The sequence below is a fragment of the Hippea maritima DSM 10411 genome (assembly GCF_000194135.1).
GTDB lineage: Bacteria > Campylobacterota_A > Desulfurellia > Desulfurellales > Hippeaceae > Hippea > Hippea maritima.
The window spans coordinates 218,029-234,211 of the sequence record NC_015318.1; the positions used below are offsets into that span (position 1 = coordinate 218,029).

Consider the following 16,183-nt stretch of genomic DNA (forward strand, 5'->3'; position numbering starts at 1 on the left):
TATATGATAGCAGAAGGTCTTTCTCAAGATGAAATAGATAGTCTTTTAGGCGGTAATGCTGAGGATAAGCAGAAGGATAACACATATGGCGATGCTATAAATGAGAATGTCAGTAAGCTCTTTGACTTATTAAACTCTTCCATCGAAGAAGTAACAAAGACTGCGTTTTCATTAGAAGTAGTGTCCAAATTTATAGATCTAAATATTATACAGAAGAATGAGATTAGCTTTGATGGTAAGATTGTGATAAATGTTGATGTAACAACAGGGGAAAAAAACTCAAAGTTTGTGGTTTTAATAAATAAAAAATTTGCTTCTATTTTATCCGACTTGATGTTAATGGGGCCTGGTGAGGCTAAAGAAGAGTTGGAAAGTGAGGATTTAGATGCCCTTAAAGAGTTATTTTCTCAAATTTTTGGTCATCTTTCTACCCAGGTAAAAGAGGCTATTTCTCCTTTTATATCATTTGAGGTTAAAGAAGCAACTAAAGAGCCTTTAGAGATAGATTCTGATAAACTTTATAAGTCTCAATACGATGTTGCTATACCTAATATAGAAAACGATCTTATAGATATTATTTCCCCAAAAATAGAACTTGATGAAATATTTAAACAGCAGGAACCCCAAGAAGAGACCATAATAGAGCATGAGGAGGTTCCATTCAAAGAGGTTGAAGAGGAGTTGTTTAAAGAAGCGGCACCTCAAGCTTCAAAAGCAACATTAGAAGCTCCCAAAAATTTGAACCTTATTATGGATATAGACCTAGATGTTAAGATAAGGATAGGCGATAAGAATATGCTCATTAAGGATATATTAGACCTAAAGGATGGTTCTATTATAGAGCTTGATAAGAATATAGAGGAGCCTATGGATATACTTGTTAATGGTAAGGTTGTTGCAAAGGGGATTGTGGTAGTTGTTGGTGGAAAGTTTGGTGTGAAAATAACCCACATAGAAACTAGAGAAGAAAGAATTAAGTCTTTAGGTGAGTGATGTAATGGAAATACCAAAACCTGATGTATGCAGGGTTGACTTTGGTCAGCCGACAAAGGAAGAAGAAAGAAAGATTAAAGAAATTTTAAAAATGAAAACTATAGCTGTTGTGGGTATAAGTCCTAAAGAAACAAGGCCAAGCAACGATGTTGCTCGGTATATGCTAAATCATGGCTATGATGTTATACCTGTTCGTCCTGCATCCAGAGAGATTTTGGGCAGAAAGTGCTATAGAGACTTAGAAAGCATTGATAGACCCGTAGATGTTGTAGATGTTTTTAGAAGATCTGAGTATTGCCCTGAGATTGCCAAAAAGGCTGTTAAGATTGGAGCAAAGGCTCTTTGGCTACAAGAGGGCGTTATATCAGAGGAGGCTAAAAGGATAGCAGAAGAGGCTGGACTTTTAGTTATTATGGATTACTGCCTAAAAAAGGCTCATCAAAAATACTCTAAGGGGTTATAGTGGATAAATTTGTTATAGAAGGACCAGCAAAACTTCAAGGTCAGGCTTATATAAGTGGTTCAAAGAATGCATCCCTCCCTATGATGGCTGCAGCTATCCTGACCGATGAAGAGGTAATTTTGAGCAATGTACCTAAGCTCAAAGATATAGATACTATGTGTAAGCTTTTGATAAAACTCAACTGTAAATGTAAGCGCCTGGATAATGACGATATTTTTATAAACTGTTCTGGCATAAACTCAGACTTTGCGCCTTATGAGCTTGTAAAGACAATGAGGGCATCTATTTTGGTTTTTGGTCCACTTCTTGCCCGTCTAAAAAGTGCCCATGTATCTTTGCCGGGTGGTTGTGCTATAGGTGTTAGGCCTGTAAACTTACACATAGCAGCTATGAAGAATTTGGGAGCTGATGTTGAAATAGAAGAAGGATATATTGTAGCAAAAGCTGAAAGATTAGAGGGTGCAACAATCTATTTTGATACACCGACCGTGACAGGGACTGAAAATGTCTTGATGGCCGCTGCGTTGACAAAAGGCAAGACTATAATTAAAAATGCTGCTAAAGAGCCTGAAGTTGTAGATTTAGCAAAAATGTTGAAGGTTATGGGCGCAAAGATTAAAGGTGAAGGCGAAAGTACCATAGAGGTTGAAGGTGTATCTAAGCTAAGAGGTGTGAGCTATAGGGTTATGAGCGATAGAATTGAAGCCGGGACATTTATGTGTGCGTCTTTGATTACTGGTTCGACCATAGAGCTTATTGATGCGCCTTTGTATGCTATGGATGCCATAGTGGATAAATTTATAGAAGTTGGCGGTTCGATTAGAAAAATAGATGACTCCAGAATTGAGATTAAGGGGAAAAAAATAGAGCCTGTAGTAATAAAAACAGCCGTATATCCTGGTTTTCCAACAGACATGCAGGCACAGTTTATGGCTGTTCTGACACTTGCAAATGGCACAAGTGTAATTGAGGAGACTATCTTTGAAAATAGATTTATGCATGTGGCTGAACTCATTAGATTGGGCGCCAATATATTGATATCTGGCAATAAAGCCGTTATAGAGGGTGTGAGTCATCTTGATGGGGCAACCGTTATGGCTACGGATTTAAGGGCAAGTGCGAGTTTGGTTATAGCTGGATTGGCCGCTCATGGCAGAACAGAGGTTTTAAGGATTTATCATCTTGATAGGGGGTATGAGGCTTTGGAGAAGAAATTGTCATCTTTGGGTGCAAATATAAAGAGGGTAAAACAATGATTACTATAGCCTTGCCTAAAGGGAGGCTGATGGATGAAACTATAGATATATTAAAAGGTGTAGGAATTGAAGTTGAAATACCATCATCCAGAAGGCTCTTCTTTTTTGATAAAAGCAATAGGTATCGTTTTTTAATTGTTAGGGCTCAAGATGTGGCTACCTATGTTGAATATAGTGCTGCAGATTTGGGTATTGTTGGCAAGGATGTTTTAGAAGAGACAAAGAGTGATGTATTTGAGCTTCTGGATTTGGGTATAGGTTATTGCAAAATGGTGGTCGCAGGTAAAGAACCAGAATGTTTAAATAAAAAAACATCCACAGTTAAAGTGGCAACGAAGTTTGTAAATATTGCAAAGAAGCACTTTCTGAAAAAAGGCATGAATGCAGAGATTATAAAATTGTATGGTTCAATAGAGCTTGCCCCCTTGCTTGGCATAGCAGACTGTATTGTCGATATTGTTTCCACGGGAACAACCTTAAAAGAGAATGGTCTTAGTGTAATCGAGAATATATTTGAATCAACTGCTATTTTGGTTAGCAATAAAATTAGCTACTACACAAAGAACGTGCAGATAAAGGAGTTTTTAAATCTTATAAAATGAAATCCATCGTAGATATATTGAGGTTTTATAAAGATATTGATGTAGAATACCTGAAGCCTGTAGATATATATACAAAAGAAGAGGAGTTTGAAAAACTAAAAGAGAAAGCCCTTGTATGTAAAGGGTGTGAGCTACATAAAACACGAACCAATGTTGTATTTGGTGAGGGAAACATAAATGCTGATTTGATGTTTGTTGGTGAGGCTCCAGGAAGAGACGAAGATGTTCAGGGAAGGCCTTTTGTAGGTAGAGCCGGTAGACTTCTCCGGGATATACTACGTGATATAGGTATAAAGCCTCAGGATGTCTATATAGCAAATTGCCTAAAATGTAGACCACCAAACAACAGAGATCCTTTGCCAGAGGAGCTTGTTGCATGTTTTGGGTATCTAAAACAGCAAATCAGTCTAATAAAGCCTAAGATTATAGCAACGCTGGGTAGATATTCAACTTATGAGCTAACCAATCAAAAAGGCGCCTTGGGCACATTAAGGGGGAAGGTCTTTGTTTATGGAAACATAAAAGTAATTCCGCTTTATCATCCAGCTTATCTTCTGAGAAACCCAAAAGCTGTAGATGTATTTATTGAAGACTTAAAAAAAGTTAAGCAGTTGTTGGAGCAATGAAACGCTACCTTTTGATAATCGTTTTTATCTTTTTTTCTTTTGGCTGTTTTGCCGCCGATATTGTGGTTGTGGCACCATTTAGCGGAGGGTTTTCAAACTATGCTATAGATATGCTCAATGGATTTAAATTAGCCCTTCCTGCAGGTATTTCCTTATCAAAAGTGGATGAGTTTTCTAAAGATTTTCTTTCTGAAGTAGAATCCTGCAACCCAAGGATAATTATTGGGCCGTTTATGACAGAGAATGTTGATAATCTTACTGAGGCCTTTTGTAATAAACCTGTGGTTGTTATTTTACCCTTTGCAAGGCCCCGAAAGAGTTGTTTTAATGTATTTTATTATGGTTTTAATCCTATAACTGCAGTTCATCAATTATCTCAAAAAATATGCCAAAGCCCAGATAGTAGTATTGTTGTCTTTTATTCTATGGATAAGCTTAGTAGAAAGGAGAGGGATGTTTTTCTGGATGAGGTTAAAAAATGTGGCGCGCTTAATGTTGTAGACCACCCCCTCCCGTCGTTTGTTAATTTATATGGTAATCTCATAAAGGATGTCTTTGATATAGTAAAAGTAGGGAAGATTAGTGGCTTAACTGAAAAAAAAATATTTAAACAACAATTTTTTCCCGATAAAATTATAGTGTTTGCTTCGGCACCATCTGTTGTAAATCTTTTAAGTATGCTTGACTATTATGATGTTAAAAGTGGTGGTGTGTTTGTTCTAACAACCAAAATGAGTAAAGATTTTGCAAGCTTGAATCTAAGTGCTGTTGAGAATGTTAAAATTATAATACCTTATTTCATTTGCAATAAAGCAAGGCTTAATGTTAATTTTGTTGATCAATACAGAAAAACCTATGGCGATGACCCGTCTCAGTTTTCTGCTTTAGGTTTTGATATAGGAAACTTACTACTTGAGACATTTGCTGGTAAGAATTTAAAAGACATAAAAGACGAACAGCTTGTGCTTGGTAGGTTGATGTTCTTTGATGATAGCAACAGAGCTGTTTTGGATTATCCAATTTTAAATGCTAAAGAGGTGAGGCTGTGCACGAAACAGATATTAAGCAGATAGACGTAAAAACGACAAGCCCGTATTCCGTATTTGTGGGTGAATGCATGCTCGATTTTATAAAAGAGAGGATAAAGGGTAAAAAGAATTTAATACTAACTGATAGCAATGTGTTTTCTTTTCATGAGAAATATCTGAATAACATATCAAAGGATATATTTGTTCTAAAGGCTGGCGAGGAGAGTAAAAATTACAGAGAACTTTTAAGGATTTATGATTTTTTGATAGACAGAGGCGCTGATAGATATTCAAGACTTGTGTGTGTTGGAGGTGGAGTAGTTGGTGATATAGGAGGGTTCGCAGCAAGCACTTACATGAGGGGTATTGGGCTTGTTCATGTTCCTACGTCCCTGCTTGCCATGGTTGATAGCTCTATAGGTGGTAAGACTGCCATAAACTACGGCAACCTTAAAAATATTATAGGAAGTTTTTATCAGCCAGAAGCTGTATTTGTGGATGTTAGTTTTTTGAAAACACTTCCTGACAGGGAGTATATATCGGCGTTTGCTGAGATTGTAAAATACGGAATTATAAGGGATAAAGAGTTGTTTGAATTTTTAGGCGCCAATATCAAAGCCATAAGAGATAGAAATGATAAGGTGATTAGACTATTGATAGAGAAAAGTATAAAAAATAAAGTTGAAGTAGTTGAAGCTGACGAGAAAGAGAAAGGCTTGAGGACTATACTAAATTTTGGCCATACCTTTGCACATGCAATAGAGAGTTTGACAGAATATAAGGTGTATCTACACGGGGAGGCTGTGGCTATAGGTATGATAATGGCTCTTGGGCTGTCGAAAAGACTTGAGTTGATTGATGATAGCTTGATTAATCAGGTTAGGAGTCTCCTTGAAGGAATGGGGTTACCTTACAGACTTGATATGGATATTAAAGCTGAAGAAGCGTATGAAATTATGCTTAAAGATAAGAAAAACAAGGAATCGGCTTTGCGTTTTATCTTGACAAGGGGGGTGGGTAATTCTATAATCAGCAGCGGTATTGCAAAGGAAGTAATTATGGATGCTATAAATGAAGGCAAGTAAAGGACTGTTAGCTAAACTTCTATCCTACTACAAAAAGAGAAAAGCCAGAAGCCTTTATTTTTACCCTATTGCTGTTTTATACTACAGAAACAGAGAAAGCGATAAGGCTTATCAGACATTGATAGATGGATTACAGCTATATCCAAGATATGCACTTGCTTTAGTGAAGGTGGGCGAAATACTTTTTGGTGAGGGTAGCTATGAGTCTGCCCTTGCCTATCTTGAAACTGCTGTAAACATACAAAAAACCAATACGAAGGCATTGAGGTTACTTGGTGAGACTTATGAAAAGCTCTCCAAATTTAACGAGGCTATTAGTGTTTATGAGAAACTTGCCGTACTTGAACCATCAGATTGGGTTAAAGATAAACTTTTAGAACTCGCATCAAAAGCCAAGCCGGATGAAGAGAAATTAAGCGAGATAGTGGAAGAGCTTGAGAGTGAACATGAGGATGTGCCAACAATAGAACTTGAGGATGAAGAAGTTCCTGAGAGTGTAGCATTGGATATAGAAGAGGTGGCTGCAGAGGAAAGTTCTCAAGAAAGCGAGGAAGGGGATGAAGAGGAAGCGACAATAACACTTGCAAAGCTCTATGAAAAACAAGGTTATATAGATGATGCAATCAAGGTTTACAGAAAAATACTTGAAAAGGAGCCTGACAATATTGAGGCGAAAAAGGATCTGGATAAACTTATTTCTCAGAGCGGTTTAAATATCGATAAGGATGGTAATGATGCGTAGGTTTATTTTTTTGTTTTTGGCTTTGGTGTTTGTTTTAAGCTCATGTTCAATGTTAGAAAAGGTTGGTTTTACAACTTATAAGACAGAATATACCCAACTTTTGAAGCGAAGGACAAAAAGCTATACACTCTATAGGGATTTCTCTACTATTGCCAAAATTAAAGTCACTCATTTTAATAAAAAACTCTTTAGTTATTATATAAATACTACATCGCATAGTATTAAAGACAAGAGATTTGAATCGTACTTAGATGAATTTGACTCCTATGATATATACTACGTAGCATTTTATACACCCGATTTTGACATAAACAACCTCTCGGATAAAAATTCATTCTGGAATACCTATCTTTCTGCGTGTGGTGAGATTTTAAGGCCGGTTTCTATAGATAGCATTGATACAAATGATTGGCGGAGTAATTGGCTTATATCTGTTGATATGGAAAGATGGGCAAGGGAATATGTTGTTAAGTTTAAGAGAGTTAATTGTAGAAGGAAGATATTAGCATTTTCGTCTTTTTTGGGAACAGCTATGTTAGATTTTGAAGACGACGATAAGAGCAAAAATAAATAGAGTTGGTAGGAGGTTTTGATGGCAAGGATTCTTAAAAAAGAGCAGTGGAGTGATACGATTTTCTCCATGCTTATCGAGGCCAAGGATGTTGCAAAAGCATCCAAAGCTGGTCAGTTTATAATCCTTATACCGAAGGAGCACGGAGAAAGAGTTCCTTTGACTATTGCAGATTCTTCAAAAGATGAGGGGTGGGTACAAATTGTTTTTCAGGTTGTTGGTAAAAGTACCTTGGAACTTTCAAGGATGAATGAAGGTGATGAGTTGTATTCTTTTGTTGGTCCGTTAGGCATGCCTTCTGAGGTTGAGAAGTTCTCAGGAAAGGTTATTATGATTGGTGGTGGTATAGGTATTGCACCTATTCATCCAATCGCAAAAACACTAAAAGATCTTGGCAACCATGTTGTCTCTATCATCGGTGCAAGAACAGCAGATCTTTTGATAATGGAAGATAAAATGAAAGAAGCTTCAACCGAGCTTATAGTTGCAACAGATGACGGTAGCAAAGGTAAAAAAGGATTTGTTAATATGGTTCTTGAGGAGCTTTTGGCTACAGAGGCCGATAACGTGGATAGAATTTGGGCTATTGGCCCTCCAATTATGATGAAGGCCTGCACCGAGTCTGCTAAAAAGTTCAATAAACCTATTATCGTTTCTTTAAACCCAATAATGGTTGACGGAACGGGAATGTGTGGCGCATGTAGGGTTACCGTGGGCGGAAAAACAAAGTTTGCTTGTGTTGATGGGCCCGAGTTTGATGGTGCTTTGGTTGATTTTGATGAACTTATGGCAAGACAAAGGCAGTACAAAGAACAAGAGCAGAAGGCTTTAGAGCTTTATAAAGCAAAGGAGGGTTTGGCATAATGGCTGAGAGGATAAAACCTGCTGAGAAGTTTAAGAGAGACAGGGTTCCTATGAAGGAACAGGACCCTAAAGAGAGAGTGAAAAATTTTAATGAGGTTCCATATGGATATAGTTTGGAAGAGGCTATAAAAGAAGCTCAAAGGTGTTTGCAATGTAAGCCTGCAGCATGTGTTGAGGGTTGTCCTGCAGATGTTCATATCCCTCAATTTATTGATAAGATAATCGATGAGGATATAGAGGCTGCGTTTAAAGAAATTAAGATAACAAACGCCTTACCTGCTGTCTGCGGAAGGGTTTGTCCTCAGGAAGAGCAGTGCGAGGGTAATTGTGTAATGAATAAAAAAGGCAAACCTATTGCCATTGGAAGACTTGAAAGGTTTGTTGCTGACTGGGCAAGGGAGCATGGTATTGTTGATGAGGATATAGATGAATCACAAAAGAAGGGTAAGAAAGTTGCAATAGTTGGCTCTGGCCCTGCGGGTTTGGCCTGTGCAGCTGATTTAGCCAAATTAGGCTATGATGTTACAGTTTTTGAGGCTCTTCATAAGCCAGGTGGCGTTTTAATTTATGGAATTCCGGAGTTTAGGTTGCCAAAATCCATTGTCAACTATGAGGTTGAGCAAATCAAGAAAATGGGTGTTAAAATTTATACAGACTACGTTATAGGATATATAAAAACCGTAGACGAGCTTGTTGAGGAATACGATGCAGTATTTTTAGCAAATGGTGCTGGTGCGCCATCATTTTTGGGTATTCCTGGTGAGAATTTAAATGGTGTATATTCTGCGAGTGAATTTTTGACAAGGTCTAATCTTATGAGGGCATTTGACTTCCCAGAATTTGACACTCCTATTCAGGCAGGAAAGAGAGTTGTTGTAATTGGTGGTGGCAACGTTGCCATGGATGCTGTTAGAACAGCAAAAAGGCTCGGAGCTGAAGAGGCAATAATTGTATATAGAAGAAGTAGAGCAGAAATGCCAGCAAGGGCTGAAGAAATAGAGCATGCAGAAGCTGAAGGCATTAGGTTTGAGCTTCTAACCAATCCTATTAGGGTGATAGGCGACGAAAACGGCAATGTTAAAGGCCTTGAATGCGTCAGGATGGAGCTTGGCGAGCCGGATGAATCTGGTAGAAGAAGACCTGTTCCTATTGAAGGCTCAAATTTTGTGATGGATGTGGACAATGTTATTGTGGCAATCGGACAGAATGCTAACCCTATTGTTGCAAGGAGTGCAACAGGCGTTGAGACCAATAAATGGGGTTATTTTGTTGCCGATGAGGAGACAGGTAAGACAACCCATCCTAAGGTATGGGCAGGTGGCGATATAGTTACCGGTGCAGCTACAGTTATTTTAGCTGTTGGGGCAGGTAAAAAGGCAGCTAAGTCTATACATGAAACACTCTCGGCCCAATAGTTTAAGAAAAAATTATAGGGTGTTAGGTTATATTTAACCTAACACCCTATAATTGTATATAAGTTAATTAGATTTTTAAGTAAGGTTTAGTTTCATATATTTTTTGTGATTGACACGGTTTTTGTTTGGTGTAAAATTCAAGCTGGCTTTATGGAAAATAATGGAAAGGGGGTCGGAGTATGACGCAGTGGCTTATTGCTTTTATTTCGGTTATCTTGCTTTTTGTGATTTTTGGAGCCATGTTGGCCATTTCTAAGTATCTCGCCCCCAAAGAATACTACCCTGAAAAGTTTGACCTCTACGAGTGCGGATATCCAATGATATCCGAGCTTGGGCATTTCAATATCCGTTTCTATATCATTGCCATTATGTTTACTCTGTTCGATATAGAAGCGGTATTTATGTATCCCTGGGCGGTCGACTTTAAGGGTTTAGGTATTCTTGGGGTCATCGAGATGGGTTTGTTCGTTGTAATGGTGTTTGTTGGTTGGATTTACGCCTATAAGAAAGGAGCGTTAGAATGGGAGTAGAGAATCCTTGGATAACTACGAAGCTCGACAAGTTGGTTAGTTGGGCAAGATACTCCTCTTTGTGGCCGATGACCTTTGGTCTTGCTTGTTGTGCTATCGAGATGATGGCCACAGGTGCATCTCGTTTTGACCTTGATAGATTTGGCGTTGTTTTTAGAGCATCTCCAAGACATTCGGATATTATGATTATAGCCGGTACGTTGACCAAAAAGATGGCTATAGCAGCAAGAAAGGTTTACGATCAAATGCCCCATCCAAAATGGGTTATTTCTATGGGTTCTTGTGCTAATACAGGCGGAATGTTCGATACCTACAGTGTTGTCCAAGGTGTTGATACTATAATGCCTGTGGATGTCTATGTACCTGGTTGTCCTCCAAGGCCAGAGGGGTTGCTTTATGGTATTATGAAGCTTCAGGAGAAGATAAGAAGAGAAGGCTCAATGAAAGCTTAAAAAAGGAGAGTCTTATGACAAACGAGGAGTTGTTTGAAAAGATACAGTCTAAATTTGGCGAATACATCGTTGAGCATGACACCTTCAGAAATGAGCTATCCGTTACAATAAAAAAAGAAAAACTCCATGAGTTTATGCAGTTTTTACACGATGATAGCGAGCTAAAATTTGATTATTTGGTGATGATGACGGCCGTAGACTTCCCGAAGAGAGAAGAGAGGTTTGATTTGGTCTACGAGCTTAGGTCTATTCCTCATAAAATGATAATGAGGGTAAAAACAAGGACCAAAGAAGATGAAGCAGTTGATAGTGTTTGTGATATTTGGCATTCGGCAAACTGGGACGAGAGGGAAACCTACGATATGTTTGGCATCAAATTTAACAATCATCCTGATTTAAGAAGGATTTTGATGCCTGAGGATTGGGAAGGCTATCCTCTAAGGAAGGATTATCCACTTAAAGGGAAACCAGAAGACGATGTATGGTTGGATAAACACCTTCCTGAAGGACAGATTAAAAAGCCCAGACACACAAGGATGCCTTAATAAGGAGTATGGGACATGAATGAAACTTATCAGGTAAAGAATGAGAGGGAAGTTGTACTTAACGTAGGTCCTCAGCATCCAGCAACACACGGTGTCTTGAGGTATGTTGTTAAGCTGGATGGCGAGAGGATCGTTGACTCCGACCCCCAGGTAGGTTTTTTGCATAGGGGTATTGAAAAGCTTGCAGAGAACATGACTTATCAGCAGTTTAACCCCTATACAGATAGGCTCGACTATCTGGCAGCTATGAACAACAACTTAGCTTATGTTATGGCTGTTGAGAAACTCCTTGGGATTGATAAGGAAATTCCTGAGAGGGCTCAATATATCAGGGTTATAATGGCTGAGCTTGGCAGGATTGCATCGCATCTTGTTTGGCTTGCTACGCATGCCCTTGATATCGGTGCAATGACGGTTTTCCTGTATTGCTTCAGAGAAAGAGAGTACATATTAGATATGTATGAGATAGCCTGCGGGAATAGGTTGACCTATAACTACATCAGGATTGGTGGTGTTGCAAGGGATCTTCCAGAGGGTTTTATGGATAAACTTAAGGAGTTCGTAAAACTCTTTCCAAAAAAGGTCAAAGAGTACCATACGCTTTTGACTAAAAACAGGATTTGGTTAAAAAGAACAAAGGATGTAGGTTATATTTCTAAAGAAGATGCTATAAACTACGGTATAGCAGGTCCATGTACAAGGGGTAGCGGTGTTGATTGGGATTTAAGAAGGGATGTGCCCTACTCAGTATATCCGGAGTTAAGCTTTGAGATTCCTGTGTATGATGAAGGTGATGTTTATGCACGCTACCTTGTTAGAATGGATGAAATGGTTCAGTCAAACAAGATTCTAGAGCAATGTATAGAGAAAATTCCATCTGGACCTGCAATGATAGATAAGCCTGAATATGTTTGGGAGCCTAAAGAGAGGATAATGACCCATAATTATGCTTTGATGAAGCATTTTGTTAAGGTTGTTAAGGGTATAAAGGCTCCTGCTGGTGAGGTTTATTTTGGTGCAGAGAACCCCAAGGGTGAGCTTGGCTTTTATATCTACTCAACAGGAGAAGGTAAACCATACAGACTTAAGATTCGCTCACCGTCGTTTATTAACATCAGTGCAATGCCGAAGATGGTTCAAGGTGGCTTAATTGCGGATATTATTTCGGTAATCGGTAGTTTAGACTTCGTGTTCGGCGAATGCGATAGATAAGGGGTGTAGGAATGGCTGATACTGTAAAAATAAAAATAAACGGTAAGGAATACGAAGCAAGCAAAGATGAATCTATATTGCAAGTAGCAAGAAGAAACGGTATCTATATACCGGCTATCTGCTACTCTGATAGGTTTGGTGCAATTGGTGCCTGTAGGGTCTGTGCCGTTGAGATAGTTGGCATGAAAAAGCCAATGCTATCTTGCGCTGTTAAGGTTAAAGACGGTATGGAAATCCTAACGGACTCTGAGAAGGCCAGAGAATTCAGAGAGGGTATAGTTCAGGAATGGGATAAGTTCCACCCACTGCAGTGTGGTGTTTGTGATAAAAGCGGTGAGTGCGACCTGCAGGATGTGAACTACTATCTTAATATTACAAGCAATCCAAAAGAAGAAGAAGCGGATCCTCTTAGTGTGCCGAATAAGTCTATACATCATGAGTGGAGAATCATTCATCATGATGCAAATCTATGTATAGCCTGTCGCCGCTGTGTTACCATATGCGATAAGGTTGTCAATTTTGGCATCCTGGCTATGGCTAAGAAAGAATGGGGTGGTAGAGAGGTTGATACAAAAGACGGTAAGCCCCTTGAGTGTGAATTCTGTGGCCAATGTGTGAGCATATGTCCTACGGGTGCTATGAGTAGTAAGTTGTTTAAGTATAAGGCACGCCCATGGGAGATGGAAAAGGTTAGAACCACATGTCAGTTCTGTGCTTCTGGCTGCCAGATGGATTTAAATGTAAAAGATAACAAGGTTTTAAGGGTTACAAGCGAGGATAATACGCCTAACTTGGCAAATCTTTGTAATCTGGGTAGGTTTAACTATTCCGTTATTGAGCCTAAAAATCTTGTCTTAGATGCCTATATAAACGGTAGAAAGACTTCATACGATAGCGCCATTGCAGAAGCTGTTAAGGTATTAAAATCTGTTAAGGGCGATGAGATTGCAGCTATTTGTGGAAGCAGGGGTACTGTTGAGGATGAGTATGCCACTAAGATATTTATGAATAACGCTATAAAGAGCAATAACTTGGATGCAGTAGCCTCAACCCATATAGCTAAGCTTTACAAATATCTGCCAAAGGGTGTGGCTCCTTTCAATAATGTAAGGGATATGGAAGAGTGTGATGTAATCTTTGCCTTCGGTGGAGATGTTGCAAATGAGATGCCACGTTTAGATTGGCAGATTACAAGAAATGTAAAGCTGCTTAAAAAATCGAAACTTGTAAGTGCGTATTGGAGGGATACAAAAATAGATACCTTGGGCAGTATAGCCTTGAGGTATGAAGTAGGCGATGAACTTAAGTTCTTGGCAAGCCTGTTTGACGCATTGAGCGCCGCTTTGAATGTAAAGAGTGATGCTTTGGCTGGAGGGAACTATGAGATAGCAGAAGATGCCGTTAAGGCGTTAACAGAGGCCAGCAAGATTGCATTTGTAGTAGGTCAAGAAGCTTTAGAGAGGCCTTTTGGTGAGGAAGTGGCCAAGGCTTTAGCCGACTTAATGTTGTTGTTTGGAGATAAAGTAAAACTCTATGTTTCAAGCAAATATAATAACGCATACGGATCACTCTTTGCAGGCGCTGTTAATGGCTTTGATACCTACGGCAGAAAAGTAGATGGTGGATTTAGTGTTTATAATCTAAAAAATCTCATCAAGGATGGTAAATTAAAAGTTCTCTTGCTTATGAATGCCGACCTTTATGAGCTGTTAAGTGATGAAGATGCAGCTTTTGTGCTTGAAAATGCAAAAGTTGTGGCTGTAGAGACATACATGTCTGAAACGGTAAAACACGCTTCGGTGGTTTTGCCTTCAGCTACATTTGCTGGCGTTGATGGACATTTTGTAAACATAGAGGGTAAACTCAATAAAGTAAGAAAGGCTTTGAATGAGCCTAATAAGCCAGCTTGGAAAGTTATAGCAGATATCTCTAACCTCTACGGTTATAATTTGCCTTTGGGTTACATAAAAGAGCTTGTAGATAAAGCTAGCTTTGAACTTGAAGGTGATTTGTCAGACTTTGTAAAGGTGAATTTGGAATCTGCTACCTTTGAAGGTGAGCTTAAAGGTGCTGTGGTTTACTCTAAATTTAGGTCTGGAATCTTCTCATCATTTGGAGAGGGTGCCCATATTGCATCATCTGAGGCTTATCTTGAGATGAACCCTGAGGATGCCCAAAATCTTGGACTTGAGGATGAAAGTGTAGTCAAAGTTGAAGATTTGGGTGCACTATCGTTGAAGGTTAAAGTTGATGAGAAGATGCCAAAGGGTGTTGTGAGTGTACCGCTATGGTATGAGGGTTCTAACGTATATAGCCTAAGCGGTTCGTTTAATAACCTATTTAGCGCAAAAATTACGAAGGGTGAGTAGCCATGGAAGTATTGATAGCAATAGTAAAACTGGTAGTGGTTGTTAGCGTTTTGAGCGTATATGTTATGTATGCCACATGGTATGAAAGAAAAGTTATAGGTCATATGCAGCAGAGGATAGGGCCAAAAAGGGTTGGGCCTTACGGACTTCTGCAACCTATAGCAGACACTATAAAGAGCTTCTGGAAAGAAGATCTTATTCCAGATAGGGCTGATAAGCCTCTTTTCTGGGTTGCCCCTTTAATAGCTGCATCATTACCATTTGCCGCTGCTGTAGCTATTCCGTTTGGACCGCCAATACATCTATCAAGCGGCAAGGTATTTTATCTAAGCGTTTTTCATTCAAAAATAGATATACTCTACATACTCGCTATGTTGGGTATGGCATCTTTTGGGGTATTAACCGCAGGTATCGCATCCGGTGGCTCAAAATACTCCATGACAGGTTCTCAAAGGGAGGCTGCTCAGGTTGTAAGTTATGAGGCTATATTGGCATTGGCCTTGTTAAACCCAATACTTATGGCTCATTCTTTGGATTTAACAAAAATTGTTGAAGCTCAGAAACATCTGTGGTTTGTTTTCTATCAGCCATTTGCTTTTGTAGCCTTTGTTATAGCTATGATAGCTGCAACTGCAAGGGTACCATTCGACTTGCCTGAGGCTGAGCCTGAGCTTGTTGCTGGTCATATGACTGAGTTTTCTGGCCTTAAAATGGGTATGTTCTTCTTTGGTCAGTATGTGACGATATTTGTAGTTTCTGCTCTGGCTTCCATTGTCTTCTTGGGCGGTTGGAGTGGCCCTATATTACCTGGATTTGTATGGTATTGGATTAAGATATTAGCATTTATCTTCATGTTTACATGGTTTTGGGGTACCTTCCCAAGGTACAGGTACGATCAATTGATGAACATTGCTTGGAAAGCTCTATTGCCTTTAATGGTGTTAAACATACTTTGGACAGGCTTTGCATTGGCAATAGGTTTACCCGTTTATTAGGAGGAAGGTGCAATGTTATTTAACGATTTACGAAAGGGTTTGTCCGTAACGATAAAGTATCTCTTTACGCGTCCGGTTACCTGCCAATATCCTAACGAGAGACTCGAAGTCCCAGAAAGGGGTAGATGGCTGCATGCGTTGGAGAAATTTGAGGATAGCGGCAAGATTAAGTGTATAGATTGCGGATTGTGTGAAAGGGTTTGTCCGTCTAAATGCATTAAGATAACGCCCATAGAAAATGAAGACCACACAAAAAACGCAGCAGAGTATGAATTAGATCTTGGAAGATGCCTTTTCTGTGGTCTTTGCGTTGAGGTATGTCCAGAGTTGGCTTTAAGTATGACGGACAAATATGAACTTGCCGAGTATGACAGGGAAAAATTCATCTATACCAAAGAACAGCTGTTAAACTCAAAAAGTAAAGAAGGGTGATAG

General features: G+C 39.1%; 18 protein-coding genes. All 18 read left to right on the forward strand.

Annotated features, from left to right (window positions below; translation table 11 throughout):
- Positions 1-3: 3 nt before the first annotated feature.
- Positions 4-993: a flagellar motor switch protein FliN gene (gene fliN / locus HIPMA_RS01120; RefSeq protein WP_013681242.1), complete on the forward strand. Its 990-nt coding sequence runs from the start codon at positions 4-6 to the stop codon at positions 991-993.
- Positions 986-1,456 (forward strand): CoA-binding protein, encoded by a 471-nt coding sequence (locus tag HIPMA_RS01125; RefSeq protein ID WP_218915357.1) that lies wholly within the window; start codon positions 986-988, stop codon positions 1,454-1,456. The genes fliN and HIPMA_RS01125 overlap by 8 nt, the downstream gene beginning before the upstream one ends.
- On the forward strand, positions 1,456-2,712 hold the full coding sequence (murA, locus tag HIPMA_RS01130) for a UDP-N-acetylglucosamine 1-carboxyvinyltransferase (protein ID WP_013681244.1): 1,257 nt from the start codon (positions 1,456-1,458) through the stop codon (positions 2,710-2,712). The genes HIPMA_RS01125 and murA overlap by 1 nt, the downstream gene beginning before the upstream one ends.
- A complete protein-coding gene (gene hisG, locus HIPMA_RS01135) occupies positions 2,709-3,314 on the forward strand; it encodes an ATP phosphoribosyltransferase (RefSeq protein ID WP_013681245.1) in 606 nt (201 codons plus the stop codon). The genes murA and hisG overlap by 4 nt, the downstream gene beginning before the upstream one ends.
- The gene (locus HIPMA_RS01140; protein WP_013681246.1) at positions 3,311-3,940 is read left to right on the forward strand and encodes a uracil-DNA glycosylase; all 630 of its coding nucleotides are present in this window, start codon (positions 3,311-3,313) and stop codon (positions 3,938-3,940) included. Before hisG ends, HIPMA_RS01140 begins: the two co-directional genes overlap by 4 nt.
- Positions 3,937-5,013 carry a type 1 periplasmic-binding domain-containing protein gene (locus tag HIPMA_RS01145; protein ID WP_013681247.1) on the forward strand — a complete coding sequence of 359 codons (1,077 nt, stop codon included), beginning with the start codon at positions 3,937-3,939 and terminating at the stop codon, positions 5,011-5,013. The genes HIPMA_RS01140 and HIPMA_RS01145 overlap by 4 nt, the downstream gene beginning before the upstream one ends.
- The gene (gene aroB / locus HIPMA_RS01150; RefSeq protein ID WP_013681248.1) at positions 4,986-6,053 is read left to right on the forward strand and encodes a 3-dehydroquinate synthase; all 1,068 of its coding nucleotides are present in this window, start codon (positions 4,986-4,988) and stop codon (positions 6,051-6,053) included. The genes HIPMA_RS01145 and aroB overlap by 28 nt, the downstream gene beginning before the upstream one ends.
- Positions 6,040-6,795: a tetratricopeptide repeat protein gene (locus tag HIPMA_RS01155; RefSeq protein ID WP_013681249.1), complete on the forward strand. Its 756-nt coding sequence runs from the start codon at positions 6,040-6,042 to the stop codon at positions 6,793-6,795. Before aroB ends, HIPMA_RS01155 begins: the two co-directional genes overlap by 14 nt.
- Positions 6,788-7,369 carry a hypothetical protein gene (locus tag HIPMA_RS01160; protein WP_041323914.1) on the forward strand — a complete coding sequence of 194 codons (582 nt, stop codon included), beginning with the start codon at positions 6,788-6,790 and terminating at the stop codon, positions 7,367-7,369. The genes HIPMA_RS01155 and HIPMA_RS01160 overlap by 8 nt, the downstream gene beginning before the upstream one ends.
- Before the next feature lie 18 nt (positions 7,370-7,387).
- A complete protein-coding gene (locus tag HIPMA_RS01165) occupies positions 7,388-8,230 on the forward strand; it encodes a sulfide/dihydroorotate dehydrogenase-like FAD/NAD-binding protein (protein WP_013681251.1) in 843 nt (280 codons plus the stop codon).
- Positions 8,230-9,645 carry an NADPH-dependent glutamate synthase gene (gene gltA / locus HIPMA_RS01170; protein ID WP_013681252.1) on the forward strand — a complete coding sequence of 472 codons (1,416 nt, stop codon included), beginning with the start codon at positions 8,230-8,232 and terminating at the stop codon, positions 9,643-9,645. Before HIPMA_RS01165 ends, gltA begins: the two co-directional genes overlap by 1 nt.
- A 179-nt stretch (positions 9,646-9,824) precedes the next feature.
- Positions 9,825-10,175: an NADH-quinone oxidoreductase subunit A gene (locus HIPMA_RS01175; protein WP_013681253.1), complete on the forward strand. Its 351-nt coding sequence runs from the start codon at positions 9,825-9,827 to the stop codon at positions 10,173-10,175.
- Positions 10,166-10,627: an NADH-quinone oxidoreductase subunit B gene (locus tag HIPMA_RS01180; protein WP_013681254.1), complete on the forward strand. Its 462-nt coding sequence runs from the start codon at positions 10,166-10,168 to the stop codon at positions 10,625-10,627. Before HIPMA_RS01175 ends, HIPMA_RS01180 begins: the two co-directional genes overlap by 10 nt.
- A 14-nt stretch (positions 10,628-10,641) precedes the next feature.
- On the forward strand, positions 10,642-11,172 hold the full coding sequence (locus tag HIPMA_RS01185; RefSeq protein WP_013681255.1) for an NADH-quinone oxidoreductase subunit C: 531 nt from the start codon (positions 10,642-10,644) through the stop codon (positions 11,170-11,172).
- Between the two features lie 15 nt (positions 11,173-11,187).
- Positions 11,188-12,384 carry an NADH dehydrogenase (quinone) subunit D gene (gene nuoD / locus HIPMA_RS01190; protein WP_013681256.1) on the forward strand — a complete coding sequence of 399 codons (1,197 nt, stop codon included), beginning with the start codon at positions 11,188-11,190 and terminating at the stop codon, positions 12,382-12,384.
- Positions 12,385-12,395: 11 nt separating this feature from the next.
- Positions 12,396-14,753, forward strand: a complete 2,358-nt coding sequence (locus HIPMA_RS01195) for a molybdopterin-dependent oxidoreductase (protein ID WP_013681257.1) — start codon at positions 12,396-12,398, stop codon at positions 14,751-14,753.
- Between the two features lie 2 nt (positions 14,754-14,755).
- On the forward strand, positions 14,756-15,748 hold the full coding sequence (gene nuoH, locus HIPMA_RS01200) for an NADH-quinone oxidoreductase subunit NuoH (protein WP_013681258.1): 993 nt from the start codon (positions 14,756-14,758) through the stop codon (positions 15,746-15,748).
- A 12-nt stretch (positions 15,749-15,760) separates the two neighbouring features.
- Positions 15,761-16,180 carry a NuoI/complex I 23 kDa subunit family protein gene (locus HIPMA_RS01205; RefSeq protein ID WP_013681259.1) on the forward strand — a complete coding sequence of 140 codons (420 nt, stop codon included), beginning with the start codon at positions 15,761-15,763 and terminating at the stop codon, positions 16,178-16,180.
- Positions 16,181-16,183 lie beyond the last annotated feature (3 nt).